The 15085-nt window shown below is 64.2% G+C and carries 12 protein-coding genes; 8 read left to right on the top strand and 4 right to left on the bottom strand.

Features of this window, described 5'->3' with window-relative positions:
- Positions 1–119: 119 nt before the first annotated feature.
- Positions 120–3740, top strand: coding sequence for a metallophosphoesterase (locus tag AOP75_RS05310; protein WP_062077256.1), 3621 nt, complete (start codon positions 120–122; stop codon positions 3738–3740).
- Here AOP75_RS05310 and glpK read toward each other — a convergent pair.
- Together glpK and AOP75_RS05320 are read right to left on the bottom strand one after the other, a co-directional pair.
- Positions 3737–5251 carry a glycerol kinase GlpK gene (gene glpK, locus AOP75_RS05315; RefSeq protein WP_062077257.1) on the bottom strand — a complete coding sequence of 505 codons (1515 nt, stop codon included), beginning with the start codon at positions 5249–5251 and terminating at the stop codon, positions 3737–3739. The genes AOP75_RS05310 and glpK overlap by 4 nt on opposite strands.
- A gap of 82 nt (positions 5252–5333) precedes the next feature.
- Positions 5334–6302, bottom strand: coding sequence for a sugar-binding transcriptional regulator (locus tag AOP75_RS05320; protein ID WP_236683075.1), 969 nt, complete (start codon positions 6300–6302; stop codon positions 5334–5336).
- Positions 6303–6392: 90 nt separating this feature from the next.
- Here AOP75_RS05320 and AOP75_RS05325 point away from each other — a divergent pair, with 90 nt between their 5' ends.
- Positions 6393–8117 (top strand): glycerol-3-phosphate dehydrogenase/oxidase, encoded by a 1725-nt coding sequence (locus AOP75_RS05325; protein WP_062077259.1) that lies wholly within the window; start codon positions 6393–6395, stop codon positions 8115–8117.
- A 121-nt stretch (positions 8118–8238) separates the two neighbouring features.
- Positions 8239–10095: an alpha/beta hydrolase family protein gene (locus tag AOP75_RS05330; RefSeq protein WP_174435796.1), complete on the top strand. Its 1857-nt coding sequence runs from the start codon at positions 8239–8241 to the stop codon at positions 10093–10095.
- Between the two features lie 122 nt (positions 10096–10217).
- Here AOP75_RS05330 and AOP75_RS05335 read toward each other — a convergent pair whose 3' ends face one another.
- Positions 10218–11141, bottom strand: a complete 924-nt coding sequence (locus AOP75_RS05335) for an MICOS complex subunit MIC60 (protein WP_062077260.1) — start codon at positions 11139–11141, stop codon at positions 10218–10220.
- Positions 11142–11231: 90 nt separating this feature from the next.
- On the opposite strand from AOP75_RS05335, the gene AOP75_RS05340 reads away from it, so the two are divergent.
- Complete coding sequence (locus AOP75_RS05340; RefSeq protein ID WP_062077261.1) at positions 11232–11771, top strand: peptidylprolyl isomerase; 540 nt, start codon at positions 11232–11234, stop codon at positions 11769–11771.
- Between the two features lie 201 nt (positions 11772–11972).
- Positions 11973–12584 (top strand): rhomboid family intramembrane serine protease, encoded by a 612-nt coding sequence (locus tag AOP75_RS05345; protein WP_161794537.1) that lies wholly within the window; start codon positions 11973–11975, stop codon positions 12582–12584.
- 572 nt (positions 12585–13156) lie between these two features.
- Here the strand turns inward: AOP75_RS05345 and AOP75_RS05350 are convergent.
- A complete protein-coding gene (locus AOP75_RS05350; protein WP_062077263.1) occupies positions 13157–13402 on the bottom strand; it encodes a cell division protein CrgA in 246 nt (81 codons plus the stop codon).
- Between the two features lie 107 nt (positions 13403–13509).
- Here AOP75_RS05350 and AOP75_RS05355 point away from each other — a divergent pair, with 107 nt between their 5' ends.
- The 3 genes from AOP75_RS05355 to AOP75_RS05360 are packed head-to-tail and all read left to right on the top strand — an operon-like array spanning position 13510 to position 15085.
- Positions 13510–14295 (top strand): class E sortase, encoded by a 786-nt coding sequence (locus AOP75_RS05355; RefSeq protein ID WP_062077264.1) that lies wholly within the window; start codon positions 13510–13512, stop codon positions 14293–14295.
- Positions 14292–14459 (top strand): hypothetical protein, encoded by a 168-nt coding sequence (locus AOP75_RS12705; protein ID WP_162488571.1) that lies wholly within the window; start codon positions 14292–14294, stop codon positions 14457–14459. Before AOP75_RS05355 ends, AOP75_RS12705 begins: the two co-directional genes overlap by 4 nt.
- Positions 14456–15085 carry an aminodeoxychorismate/anthranilate synthase component II gene (locus tag AOP75_RS05360; protein ID WP_062077265.1) on the top strand — a complete coding sequence of 210 codons (630 nt, stop codon included), beginning with the start codon at positions 14456–14458 and terminating at the stop codon, positions 15083–15085. Before AOP75_RS12705 ends, AOP75_RS05360 begins: the two co-directional genes overlap by 4 nt.

Genomic DNA, 15085 nt, shown 5'->3' on the forward strand with positions numbered 1-15085 from the left:
GCCGTCGCGTGTGACCAACCGGCGACGAACGTGACACGGCGCTGAACCCTTGATGAAGGTCGGGCGACGGCGGGCCGCGCCGGTGTTTCGGTGGGTGGCGCACCAGTTGACTGAGGGACGTGAACGTCTCTGCGCTCGCCACTGCAGTCCTTGCCGCCGTCACCGCCGCGGTGCTGGTGTCGCCCACCGCGTCGGGCGCCCAATGGCCACCGCCCCAACCCGATCGCCACGACCCCCTGTGGCAAGTCACCGAGGTTGTCGCCAACTCCCCCAATGTGCGCGGAGCGGACGCCTTCGAGTACATCGAGGTGCGCAACGCCTCCGACGGCCCCCTGGCCTGGGACGACGTGCGCGTGCGTTACGTGCGTCCCCTCGTGGACCTCACGACGGTGTGGACAGTGGAGTGGCCGACCGCGACGCCGGGGGTCATGGTGGAGCCGGGGCAGGCGCTGGTGCTGTGGGTGCGCGGCGATGCCACCGACGGGCTCACTGTCGCGGACTTCAACGCCGCGTACGGCACGGCGCTCGTCGAAGGCGAGACGCTGGCCATGGTCGAGGGAAACGGGTTGTCCAACAGCGCGCTGCGCGGAGTGGAGCTGTCGACCAACTTTGGCGTGCAGCTGGCGCGGGCGTATTACAACGAGGACGGCAATGCCGACGCCACGGCGAAGCAGGGCATTGGCGTCCAGTACGCCCCCACGCGGGAGCCAGGAGGGGTGCAGGAACGGCTGGCGACCGCGGCTCCGAGCCCGGGGGTAGTGCCGCCCGAGCACCGCGAGGCCGCTGCCATCGCGCAGCCCGCGCCGGGGGAGGCACCGGTCATCGTCGATGACACGACCACGAGCTTCTCGCAGGGGCGCGGGGTCGACATCACTGCGTGGATCCGCGATGACGGGCTGGTGTTCAGCGCGGAGGTCGAACTGTGGACTGACCTGGACCCGGAACCCGTCACCTATCCCCTCGCTCGAGATCAGGCCGGCACCCGCACCGTGCACTTGGGGGCCGCGGACACCTTGGGGCGCTCCCAGATTCACTACCGGATCACGGCCTGGGACGGGTCGCAGCGCACCACCACGGACCAGGCAACGCTGACCTCGCGCGTGAGCGATGCGGCCGTGCGCGTGGGTGGGGGTCACGAGGGCGTGCCGCTTGGGGCGGACCTGGTCGTCGACCCGCTGCCGCTGGTGCTCACGCGCCTGGATGGCGACGTGGTGGCAGGTGAGGTCGACGTGGTGGCGGCCGGCGACGCCTTCCCAGAGGAACTCACCCTTGCGATTGATGGGTCCGAGGTGGAGGGGGTCCCTTCGCTCGAACACGAGCCGGTGTTCGCTTTCGACGCCACGTTGACTGACCCGTACTTCCGCAACGGGGTGCGCATGGGCGAGGACGTCCTGCATGTCTTCGACACCGGAACTTACGGGGCGACAGAGACTGTGGAAACGTCGATTCCCCTCGGTGAGATTGAGCCCGGCGTACCCGTCACCGTGCAGATCGTGTCGGGGACCAAGGCCGCGCCGGAGGTAGACGACCACGAGGCGAATGACGACTTCCTCGTGACCAACGTGCGTCTCACACTGCCGGACGGGCGCACCCTGCGGCCTCGGGATGCGCAGCCAGGGATGCTGTCGATCGGCGACGGCGGCGGCGCAACAGACGTGTACGACGCAGTGTTCGACATCCCCGAGGATGCCTTCACCGGCGAACGGTTCACGTGGGACACGACGCAGGCCCTCGACGGCGACCACGTGTTCTCCGCGAGCAGTGCCGCAGGGGAGGCTCAGGTGCGCCTCACCGTCGACAACTCTGCTCCCGAAGTCACCCCCAGCATCGGCCAGGGGGCCTGGGTACGCGGTGAGGCGACGTTGGATGCGTCGGTGGCCGACGCCGTCGCTGGGGTGGACGCCGTGACGGCCACCGTGGATGGGCGCGCCGTCCGCCTCCCGCACACGTTGTCCTCCCTGACGGAGACCCCTGGTCCGCACACGTTCACCGTGACTGCCACGGACAAGGCCGGCAACACCGCGACCGTCGCGACAGATTTCGCCATCCCCACGGAACAGCCGTCAGTCGCCTCCGTGGGTGTCGCGGGCGGCAGCACCCTGACGGCCACCGTGAACGATGCCTCGGGAGACATGCTCGACATCGACTTCGCGCGCGGCCAGGCGTTGGCGCTGGGCGATCACGTCAAGGTGCTGACCGGCGCCACGGCGTGGTCAGGGGACATCGCGCGCGCGGAGGCGCAGCCTGCCAGCGCCGCCGACCTGGCCCGCCTCGACGCGGCCGGCGGGGAGCCCCTGACGACGACCAGCACGGCACAGCTGCCCTACGTGCTGCTCCGCGCCGATCTCACGGGGGCCGCGGGGGACAACGCTCGCGTCACCTGGACGGGTGCGGTGAATGCCCCCGCGCGCGTGACCTTGAGCGTTCTCGACGACGCGACGGGAGCGTGGGAGCCGCACGACTCACGCGTCACTGCTGAGGACGGCGAAGACGTGTCTCTCGAAGCGCTGGTGCCCGTGGCCCTCGCGGGAGACGACGGCATCCTCGAGGCGGTTATTCAACACACGGATGGCTATGCGGCCCGCGATCTGTCCGAGCGCGCAGTGGTGGACGAGCCTCACCACCCGGAGGACACGCCGCGCGACGCTTACGATTTCACGCTCGCGTGGGAGTCAGACACCCAGTACTACAACGCGCGCGAGGACATCTACGACCGGCAGCTGTCCATCCACGACTACCTGCTCGAGGTGCGCGAGGACATCAACCTGCAGTACATGGTGCACACCGGGGACATCGTCGACTGGTCAAACGATGAGGAACAGTGGAAGCGGGCCGATGCCGCGTACAGTCCGCTCGATGACGCGGGGCTTCCGTACGGGGTGCTGGCGGGCAACCACGACGTGGACCAGACGACGAACGATTACGGCCCGTACTCGCAGTGGTTCGGCGACGCGAGGTTTGCCGACAACCCGTGGTTTGGCGGCAGTCACGAGGATAATCGGGGCCACTACGACCTCATCACGGCCGGCGGCATCGACTTCCTGTTCCTGTACATGGGGTGGGGCGCCATGGACGAGCAGATCGCATGGATGAACGACACCCTGGCCGCCTACCCCGAGCGCGTGGCCGTCGTGAGCCTCCACGAGTACATGCTCACCACCGGAGGCCTGGGGCCCCTGCCGCAGCGCATCTTCGACGAGGTCATCGCCACGCAGCCCACGGTGCGGTTCGTGTTGTCGGGGCACTATCACGACGCCTACACGCGCCTGGACAGCTTCGACGACAATGGCGACGGTGACGACGACCGCACCGTGACGTCGATGCTCTTCGACTACCAGGACCTCCCCGACGGCGGGCAGGGCTACCTACGGCTCCTGCACTTCGACAACGAGGCGCGGACCATCCAGGTCCGGACCTATTCGGACTACCTCGGTGACTACACCGCGGTGCACCCTGCCTTGGATGATGCCCACCAGGACTTCGCGATCCCTTACACCCAGGCGGGGATTGCCGTGGAAGCCAAGACGCTCGTGACGGATACGGTCGGCGTCGACGTATTGTCGGAAGACGTGATCGCGAGTTTTTCTCAGGTGAGGGCGCTGACCGAGGTCGCGGCAGACTGGGCCGGCGAGACTGACGGCTCCTGGTACGTGCGTGCGACGGATCCCTATGGCGCGGTGGTGGTCTCGGACGTGGTGCCCGGCAGCGCGGTCACCACGCTCACGTCTGCGCGGCACTAAGCGCCTGCGCCGTCTCCTACCCATCCGAACGATTTCTCCACTCCCTTACTCCATTGGCGCTGAGCGTCGTCACGCTCGTTCTGCGTGGAGGCGGGAAGCCAGCGGCGGTCTTCGGACCATAGACTCCGAAGTTGCTCGAGGTCCCGCCAGTACCCCACAGCTAGGCCTGCTGCGAATGCGGCACCGAGTGCGGTGGTCTCGGCTACATCGGGTCGCACCACGGGGATTCCCAGTGCATCCGCTTGCATCTGCATGAGTAGGTCGTTGGCGACCATGCCGCCGTCGACCTTCAGCTCCGTCAACTCGGTACCCATGTCCTGTGCCATCGCGGTCAGAACGTCACGTGTCTGGGATGCCACAGATTCGAGTGCGGCGCGGGCGATGTGGCTGTGGTTGGTGAAGCGAGTGATTCCGAGGATTGCGCCGCGCGCGTCCGAACGCCAATGGGGTGCCAGAAGCCCGGAGAAGGCGGGGACGACGACCACGCCGCCGGAATCGGGGACCTGCGCGGCGAGGGTTTCGACTTCGGCGGCCGTGGAAATAATGCCCAGCGAGTCCCGTAGCCACTGCACAAGAGACCCGGTCACTGCGATCGACCCCTCGAGCGCGTAGACGGGCTCACCCGGCTCGAGTGCGTACGCCAGCGTAGTGATGAGTCCGTGCTCCGAGAAAACCGGATCGGACCCCGTGTTGACAAGGACGAAGCTGCCGGTGCCATACGTGCTCTTAGACTCACCGGCATTGAACGCGGCCTGGCCAAATGCGGCCGCCTGCTGGTCACCGAGGATGCCCGTGATCGGCACACCACGCACCAAGCTTGACTCTGAGGCGCGCCCGAACGCGTCCGACGAGGGCCGGATCTCGGGCAAGGCTTCGAGGGGAACGTCGAAGAGGTTAAGCATGGTGTCCGACCACTCACAGGTGTGCAGATCCATGAGGAGCGTGCGCGACGCGTTCGTCACGTCCGTCGCGTGTACGCCGCTCTCTGGCCCTCCCGTGAGGTTCCACAATACCCAGCTATCAATCGTGCCGAGTTTGAGCCGCCCGGCTCTCGCCAAGTTCCTGCCATCGTCAATCGTGTCGAGCAGCCACGCGAATTTAGAGGCTGAGAAGTAGGCGTCCAAGGGTAGGCCCGTGATCGGTACGAAGGCATTCCGACCGTGGCGGGCGGAGAGTTCATCGATAAGAGACTGTGTGCGGGTGTCTTGCCACACGATCGCGTTGTGGAATGGTTCGCCGGTTATGGCGTCCCAGGCGACGACGGTTTCGCGTTGGTTGGTAATACCGACTGCGGCGACGTCATGTCGAGTGATGTTCGCCTTGGCCATGGCGTATCCGACGGCCTCACGGACATTGGTCCAGATTTCGACAGCGTCGTGCTCTACCCACCCGGGGGCCGGAAAGTGCTGTGCATGCTCGAACTGACCTGATGCTGTGATCTGGCCCTCGGCATTGAAGATGATGGCTCGCGTACTAGTGGTGCCTTGATCGACGGACACGATGTAAGCCACGACGGTCTCCTTTGAACTCGGGGAATGAAGCGAAACTACGATGCCGATGGCCTGGCGTGCTAGTTCGGTGCACGGATGTGCACTACCGCACGTCGGCCAATTTGCGTGCGAGTGCTTCGTCCACCACGAGGTCCGTTACCAGGCGGCCTTCGAGGGCTCCCCGAACGCCGGCGAATTTCTGGGCACCTGACGCGATGCAAACCCGGCGCGGGACTCGGCGTAGCGTCGCCAATCGCGGGCCGCTGCTGCGAGTATTGAGAGTGATCCCTTCGCTCGATCCATCTGCCTTGAAGAAGACCGTGGCCACATCACCCACCACCTTGTCGTCTCGCAAACTCCGGTAGTCATCCTTGCCCAGGTAGCCGCCGATGTACACGTGGCTCGGGACCTCGGAGAATGGTGAACCCACGCCAAAAACGGCGACGTCGAGGCGCGTTTGCAGCTCTATCAACCGCCGGATGCTCCGTTCTCTCCATAGCGCGTCGCGTGTGGCCGGGTTGTCGAAGAACGCAGGAACGGGGAACTGTTGCACGCGCGCTCCGAAGGCCTGCCCAAAACGCTGGAGAATATCGGACGAGTACTCGATTCCTGTGCTCTGGGTGTTCCCTGCACCATTCATTTGAACGATGACGCTGTGCCGAGTAGGTCGGGCGACGAGGTGTCGACTCACTACGCTCATCGTCGAACCCCATGCGACGCCGATGGTCATATGGGAGTCGACGAACTCGCTTACAAGGGCTGCGGCGTTCATCGCGACCCGCTCGAGCCGTTCCACGTCCGTGAGTGTGTCAGGCGTGGGCACTACGTGCGCTCTCACGCCAAAGCGGTCTCCAAGACGTCTCTCGATATCTCCGAGGTGGCGGTCTGGAGCGGACACCGTGATTTCAACGATTCCGGTCTCGCGTGCGTACGTCAAGAGGCGCGACACGGAACTGCGCGAGACGGCGAGTTCGCGCGAGATCGACTCCATAGTTTGGTCCTGGACGTAATACAACTGTGCCGCTCGCAAGGCTTGACGCGTGCGCCGCCCTTCCGAACTGAAATCTTCCACGCTGTCCATCCTTTGCACGTTTGTGCACTGGCATTGCGCGCCAGTGCACTGACCGGGAGTCTATCTGCATCAGTTCCACGAGGAGGATCTATGTCAGACCCCAAGGTCGTTCCGCTGACAAGTGGCGAGTCAGGTCGCCTTGACGTCGGCGACATCGCGGAGGCACAGGTAGTTGTCATCGGAGGTGGCATCAATGGCGCGGCAACCTTCCGCGACCTAGCGCTCCAAGGCGTCGACGTGGTGTTGATTGAGCGCAGCGATTTCTCGTCCGGGGCTTCGTCGGCTTCAAGCCACATGGTGCATGGTGGCCTGCGATACTTGGAGAACGGCGAATTGAGACTCGTGCAAGAGTCGGTGCGCGAACGCAATGCGTTGCTTATCACCGCGCCACATCAGGTACGGCCCCTGCCGACCACGATCCCACTGCGTAAGACGTGGAGCGGCGCAATCGCGGCACCGCTCCGAGTGCTTCGCCACCGGCCCGGCAACGCTGGGACGGAGCGCGGTGCGATCTTGGCCAAACTCGGGCTTGCAATGTACGACTCGTACTCCCGCAGAGACGGATGGCTGCCCCCCCACACTATGGAGCGGCGCTCCACCTTTGAGCGCACATTTCCCGACTTTGCACCCGACATTTCGTGGGCAGCCACGTACTACGACGCGTCCGTCGGACAGCCTGAACGGGTCGCGCTCGATCTCGTGCTTGATGGAGTCCGCGCTCACGACGGGGCGCGTGCGATGAACTACGTTGAAGCGACCGGTCTTGATGAGCACGGTGTGCAAATCCGGGACGTAGAGACTGGCGCGCGCAGCACCATCGCCGCTGCCGTGGTGGTGAATGCGAGTGGTCCTTGGACAGATCTCACCAACGATGCGCTCGGACAGTCAACGGAGTTCATGGGCGGCACCAAGGGATCGCACATCGTGGTCGACTCGCCCGAGCTCTTGGCGGCGACGCGTGGCCACGAGATTTTCTTCGAGCACCCTGATGGCCGGATTGTCCTGATCTACCCATTGCACGGCCGCGTCATGATCGGCACCACGGATATCCCGTTCGATCCGAGCGAGCCTGCTGTGTGTACGAGCGAGGAGGTCGACTACTTCCTCGACCTTGTCGCACTTGTGTTCCCGGGGATCCCGCTGGAGAAGGACCAGATCGTGTACCGCTTCTCAGGTATCCGACCCCTCCCACGAGCGGAGGACTCGGCCCCGGGCGTCGTCTCACGTGACTACCGTCTTGAACACTCGAGCGTCGCCGCTACCAAAGTCGTCAGCATTGTGGGAGGCAAGTGGACGACGTTTAGGGCTTTGGGTGAGCGTGTGGCGGATGAGGTGCTGCCACTCATCGGCGCCCAACGCCGGCGCTCGACTCTTCGTGAATGGATCGGTGGTGGACGGGGCTATCCCAAGACGCCATCCGAGATGGTGTCTTGGAGGGAGCGACACCTGCCCGGGCTGGACGAGTCTCGGCGTGACACGCTGATCGAACGCTACGGAACACGTGCGCGAGATGTAGCGACTTTCCTCGACAGTGCCTCGGACGCAATTATCCCGGGTACCGACCTGAGTGACGGTGAGGTGCGGTTCATGGTCCGAGCCGAGTACGCAAGGACCGTTGCCGACGTGGTTCAGCGGCGCACCACACTCGCCTTTCGAGGGGGGCTCACCCCTGGTGCGGTCCATAGAATCGCGCAGGCCATGGCGGAAGCGCTGGGATGGAGTCCGGAGCGCACCCGAGACGAAGCTGACGCCTGCATGAGCTACCTCGAAAAGTTCCACGGTGTTGCTTGGGCAAAGCTTCCTCATGACAACTAACCCGCACGTTTGTGCAGATTCGATGAAACTGCGACCGCCCCCATCGCACGACGCCTAGTGTTCCCCCGAAAGCGTGCGTGCTGAGCGCACATGTTTTACCCCAACAAAGGAGTTGAGTCCCATGAGTACCCCCGTCATCAGGCGTAACGGATTCTGGCTAACCGTTGCGCTATTGATCTGCCTCATATCTGCCGTAGGTGCGGCGACCGTCCAGAGCGACCGCGGAAGTGTCGAGATCAAGGACATGCAGTGGGAGACTGCGTCTGGGCGGATGCTCAACGCACTGCTGTTCCGCCCCGATACTGCGACGGCTGATGCCCCGGCCCCTGCGGTGGTCGTGAGCCATGGGTGGTGGAACAACCGTGAGATGCAGGACGCGAACTACACGGAACTCGCGCGTCGCGGGTACGTGGTCGTCTCTATCGATATGTACGGCCACGGCAACTCGGACCCGCTACCCGGCGATGAAATTGCGGTCAACGGCACGGGCATGTATGACGCGGTGAAGCTCGTCGCAGATCTTCCCTATGTGGACACCGAGCGGATCGGTGTCGAAGGTCACTCAAACGGAGCGCGTGCTGCCAACTTCTCGATCGGAATTGACAACACTGTCGAGAACCCGCTGATCGCCGCTGCGTTCCTCGTCGACAACGATGCGTACTATGCCGACGCAGAGAACGACAACACTTACTTCAACTATTACGGATCGCGCGACGTTGGCTTGGTCGCGGCTCAGTACGACGAGTTCTTCTTCCGCAGCTACTCCCCCGAGGGTGAAGTGCTGACCCCTCCGCGCGATTTTGCAACCACCCCCAACGCGCAGTCGTTCCTCCACTTTGGTGCGGACCCGTCATCCTTCGACGACGTTCGCGAACCCGGCGAGTACTACACCGAGGACGTGGACGGCGCAGAGGCAATTCGCGTCCTTTACACGCCCAATGAGATTCACCCCTGGTCGACGGTCTCGGCGACTTCGGTAGGCTCGATGCTCGAGTTCTTCGAGACGTCATTTGGTGCTCCGGACGCACTCGCACCGGATGATCAGGTATGGCAGACCAAGGAGTTCTTCAACGCGCTAGGACTCGTGGGCTTCGGAATTTTCCTCGTCTCATTTGCCAAGTTCCTCTTGCGGACACCCTTCTTTGCGACGATGCGTGTCACCGACGTGAAGAAGGCGGTGGCGTTGGACAAGGTCGGCCACGCATGGTTCTGGGGCGGCTTGGTCTTGCTGTCGGTGATCTCCGCGCTGAGCTACGTATGGCTGAGCAATCAGGACAACCTCGCAGGCACCGTCTTCAACGCGGCTCCGTCGTTCTGGCCGCAGGGTGCAGTGTTCTTCATTGCGCTGTGGGCCGCGATCAACGGCGTGGCCGCGCTCCTCCTGTGCACCGTGATCTATCTGGTGCGCGTGCGCAAGCAGGGTACGACGCTGCGTGACATCGGCGTCCTGCCGGGCTGGGGCGCTGCTGGGAAGGCGGCGTTGCTCGGCATTGCGACCACGGCCGCCGCTTTCACCCTTGTCTTCGTTGTGGACTACTTCTTCAAGACGGACTTCCGCTACTGGGTACTGGCCGTCAAGTGGTTCCCGGCTGACAAGATCGGCTATGCGCTCTACGTGATCCCGTTGTTCTTGATCTACTTCATCGGAAACTCGATCGCCGTCAACGCGTTCAGTCGCTTCACGTTGTTGGGCAAGGAGTGGGTCAACACGGCCGTGCTGGCGCTGTTCAATGCCATGGGTCCCTTGGTGCTCGTGATCTGGCAGTACTCCACGTTCTTCTCGACCGGTCACCTGACCGAGCAGCTCGGAGGGATCTATGGGATCTGGCTGTTCCCCACACTCGTTCTGCTCCCCGTAGCAGCGATTATCTCGCGCAAGCTGTATCGCGAGACCAACAATCCGTATCTCGGCGGTGTGATCATGGCTTTGGTGGTGGCATTGATCTCGTCTTCGAACACCCTCGTGACAACGTTCTGATCAAGGGTGGGCGGCGTCACCCGCGCCGCCCACCCTGATGAGATCCGTGTATTCCTACCTCGGATCGCCTCAAAATACGGAGGCCGCGCAGCGTATTCGCTGCGCGGCCTCCGTATTTGTAACTAGTTCGAGGACTTCTTCGGGGCGGGCTTCTTCGCCGCCTTCTTCTGCGCGGGGGTCTCGCCGGACTCGTCCGTGCCGCCCTCGTCTTCCCAAACATCCTCGGCGTCATCGATCACGTCGACGGCGGCGTGGGTGGCGCGCGAACGAGCCGAGTCCACTGAGGACTTGACCCGCTCCGTCTCGGAATCGACGGTGGTCTTGACCTTGTCGATGGCCTCGTCGGCCTGTGCCTTCACCTTGTCCGCCTGCGCCTTCGCCTTGTCGACGACGGGGCCGGCCTGCTCCTTGACCTTGTCGAGGGTGGGGCCAGCCTTGTCGAGGGCGTCCTTGCTGAGCGAGGCAGCCTTGTCGGCGCCCTGCTTCGCGGCACCGGTGACGCCGTCCACTGCCTTGTTGACGTTGTCGCGGACCTTCTGGGCGAGGTCGGGGTCGGACTCAAGCTGCCACTCGTCGTCCTCGCCCGCCCAAGCGTCGCGGCCCGGGTCACGGCGTGCCCAGACCACCAGCGCGGCGGTACCGGCGGCAACGAGCGCGCCTGCGATGACGACCTTGCCCAGGCCGCCCTTCTTCTTGGGCTCCGCGGCCGCGGAGTCAACGGCGTTCACGACTGCGGGGATCGCGGCGCCCACAATGGCGGCGTGCGCGATGTCGGTCCATTCGCTGGCCTTGAGGCCGGCCTTGTGGACGTACGGGCTCGCCTTACGAGCGCCCTGGTGATAAACCTTTTGTGCGCGTGGCGCGGCCCATTCCTTGGCGTTTTGGACCTGCGGGCCAGCCCACTCCTGAGCGCGCTTAGCCGCAGCCTTGGCGGACACGGAAGCCTCCTGAGCTGCAGCCTTGGCGGCCTTTGCCGCCTCCTGGGCCTGAGCTCGGTACTTATCCACGTCCTTGATCTGCTGAAGTTCCTTCTTCTTGCGTCCCACGTGATGCCTCCGTCCGTTTCCAGGGCGTTCCCTGCTGTCCATCTTGTCACTACTGTGTGTCAACGCGATACCCGTGGGAGAATGTTCCGCATGATCGCAACTCTCGAAACCACCGAAGGCGCCATCCGCATCGAATTGATGCCAAACGACGCCCCCGTCACCGTTAAGAACTTCACCGGTCTGGCCACCGGCGAAAAGGAATGGACCAACCCGGAAACGGGCGAGAAGAGCACCGAGCCCTTCTACAACGGCCTCGTTTTCCACCGCGTCATTGAAGGCTTCATGATTCAGGGCGGCTGCCCGCTGGGGACCGGCACCGGCGGCCCCGGCTTCACCTTTGACGACGAGATCCACCCCAACAACAACTTCGCTGAGCCCTACATGCTCGCCATGGCCAACGCCGGCAAGCGCATGAACCCCATTACGGGCCAGCCCGCGGGCACCAATGGTTCGCAGTTCTTCATCACTGTCGGAGCGACCCCGCACCTGAACCAGGGCCACACCATCTTTGGCAAGGTCGCGGACGACGAGTCCAAGGCCGTGGTCGACAAGATTGCCACCACCGCGACGGACGGTCGTGACCGCCCGCTCGAGGACGTGATGATCACCTCGGTGACCATCTCCGAATAACACATGAGCACACCTCCTGCAGGCTCCGCGCCCACCTGTCCTCGTCACCCGGATCGCGTCTCCTATGTGAGATGCCAGCGCTGCGAGCGCCCGACGTGCCCCGAGTGCCAGCGGCCGGCAGCCGTGGGAGTGATGTGTGTTGATTGCCTGAAGCAGGCCCAAGCCCAGGCGCGGCCAGTGCGGTCGCGCCTGGGCTTCACCATGTCCGCAGGCCCGCCCATCGCGACCTATGTGCTCATGGCCGTGAACATCGGACTGTTTGTCCTTGGCCCCGTCCTGATCGGCAACGCCTGGGAGGGGTACCTCGGCCTGTGGCCCGGGTATACGGACGAGCTCGGCGCGGCGTACATGGACGTCGGCAACGAGTGGTACCGGTGGATTACCTCGGGCTTTGTGCAGTTCAGTTGGCTGCACTTGCTCTTCAACATGATCGCGTTGTGGCAGCTGGGGACCGTGCTTGAACCGTCTCTTGGGCGCTCGCGGTTCCTGCTGTTGTACTTTGGCTCGCTGCTGGGGTCCTCCGCTGGCGTGATGCTGCTGGCAAACGCTGGCGTCCATGGCGGTGCCTCTGGGGCAATCTTTGGCCTCATTGCCGCGTATGGCGTCATCCTCAAGCGACTGCGGTTGCCCGTCACGCAGGTGGTGGTCATCGCCGTGATCTTCATTGGCGCCCCGCTGCTGGGCATCATGTCCGGGGTGTCGTGGCAGGGACACCTTGGCGGCGCCGTCGCTGGGCTTGTCATCATGCTCGCGATGTTCCGCGGCGTGGATAAGCGCGAGGCTGCGTTGAGGTCGGGCCGCCGCGCGAGCTAACCCCCTCGCGCCCCTCCTCCCCGCGCCCTCTCTCCCCGCGCCCCTACTCCACGCCAAATGGAACCATTTCGCTGTTTTAAGCAGCTATAACGAGCATTTTGTGCCACTAGGGGCGGTGCCCGCGCGCCGGAACCATCGCCGAGTGGTGGTGCCGCGCGACGGGCTTCGATGTTGAGCGGAAGGTTCCTGAGGCATCGGGCCGATGCCACGGCCGGGCTACCCGGGCACGTCACCCCCGTGCGGCGGCGGTGCGAACGGCGCCGAGCGGCGCCCCGGCGGGCGCCCGTCCCGCGCTGGAGTGGCACATTCTGCCCGTTTTGCGCCCCTATAACAGCCAAATGGAGCCATTTGGCGTGAAGGGGGTTATCCACAGCCTCCTGTCGGCCTCATGTCACAAGAGTCACATCTGTCACATTGGTTACGGCGAGGTCTCGGCCAAGGTTCAGTGGAGCGAGATGTCCACCGCGATCCTGTGGATAACCCTGGGGATATGTGAATGACACCCATGTAGTTATCCCCACAGTTTTCCCCACCGGGGGATAACTACATGGGTGTAACTTCCCTGGGAGTCGCTATTTCCAGCGGGTGAGGACCACCATGCCGCCACCCAGGAACACGAACCCAATGAGCAGGTTGTAGTTGCCGATGGGCAGGGGCCAGTTGGCTGCCGTGATGTAGTAGATGACAATCCACGTGAGGCCAACGATGAGCAAGGTGAGCGCGGTGGGCACCAGCCACTTGGGGTTTTCGGATTCGGGCTTGCCGATGTTTCTGGGCGCCTTGTAGACGTCCTTGTCGCGCTTCTTCGAGACGGCCACGCTGCTACTCCGATGTCGTTGGTCCCCGCCACGCGCGGGAGGTGCTGCACATAGCGTACCCAAGGGGCCGCACAGGCCCTAGCCGGTCGCGTAATGTGTGAGGCACCATGAGCACAGCTCCCGAGCACGAACGCGCCTCGCACCCGCCCGCGCACGCGCGCCCCAAGGCTGGGGTCAGCGTCATCGGGATCATTGGCGAGCTGCTGATCGCGGCCGGCGTTCTGCTGGGGCTGTTCGTGGTCTGGCAACTCTTCTACACCGACGTGCAGGGCGATCGCGAGCAGGCGGAGATTGTCGAGAGCCTGGAGTGGGCCCAGGAGCCCGCCGCGGACATCGACCTCGAGAGCATCGAACTCATTCCTGACGACATGAAGGTCACCGACCGCGACCCCGACACTGCCCCCACTCCCGCGTTCACTGAGACCTTCGCCACGATGATGGTGCCGCGCTGGGGCGAGGATTACGTCAAGCCCATCTCTGAGGGGGTGACGCGCCCGGACGTACTGGATCCTCTGGGCATTGGTCACTACCCCGAGTCCGCCATGCCGGGCTTCGCCGGCAACTTTGCACTCGCCGCCCACCGGACCACGTACGGCAAGCCGTTCAATCAGGTGGACGTCCTCGAAGTGGGCGATTCGCTCATTGTCCAGACCGAGGACATCTGGGCGGTTTACTCGGTCACGTCGTGGGAGATTGTGCAGCCGGAGGAGTACGACGTGGTTGCCCCCACACCGCGCCAGCCGGAGGCAGGTGTCACGGGACGCTTCATGACGCTGACGACCTGCCACCCGCTGTACTCGGCTGCAGAGCGCTGGATCGTGTACAGCGAACTCGATTACTGGGCGCCCACGGGCCATGGGGTGCCCGCTGAACTCGTGGAGGCGCCGCAGTGATCTCATCGTGGATTTGGTCTCACCTGCCGGGACCCGCGCTCGTCAAGGTGCTGATCCTGTTGGTGGTGCTGGCGGGTCTGGTGCTCGTGCTGTTTGAATGGGTGTTCCCGTGGGTATCTGAGTCGCTCCCGATTCAGGACCCCACCATCGCGGAGGAATCATGACGCGCATCTTGGTGATCGACAACTACGACTCGTTCGTCTACACGATCGTGGGTTACCTGCGGCAGATGGGCGCGGAGACCACAGTGGTGCGCAACGACGCCGTGGTGGACGCGGGCCCGCTGGACGACTACGACGGCGTGCTGGTGTCCCCGGGGCCGGGTACGCCTGCGGAGGCGGGTTCCTCGAACGACGTGATTCGCGAGTGCGCACGTACCGGTACGCCCATGCTCGGCATCTGCCTTGGCCACCAGGCACTCGCCGAGGTCTACGGCGGGGTGGTGAGCCACGCGCCGGAACTGATGCACGGAAAGACATCCACGGTGACGCACGCGGGCGAATCGGTCCTGGTGGGCCTGCCCTCGCCGTTCACGGCAACGCGCTACCACTCGCTTGCGGTGGAAACCGACTCCGTGCCCGCTGAGCTTGAGGTCACCGCGCACACCGACAACGGCATCATCATGGGCCTCAAGCACAAGGACCTGCCGTTGCACGGCGTCCAGTTCCACCCCGAGTCCGTGCTGACCGAGGGCGGGCACCGGCTGTTGGCGAACTGGCTTGAGGTGTGCGGGATGCCCGATGCCGAGGGCCGTTCCGCGGGCTTGTCGCCCTTGGTCCGGCGCTCGTAG

Origin of the sequence: Demequina globuliformis (genome assembly GCF_000975155.1) — a bacterium.
Classification (GTDB): domain Bacteria; phylum Actinomycetota; class Actinomycetes; order Actinomycetales; family Demequinaceae; genus Demequina; species Demequina globuliformis.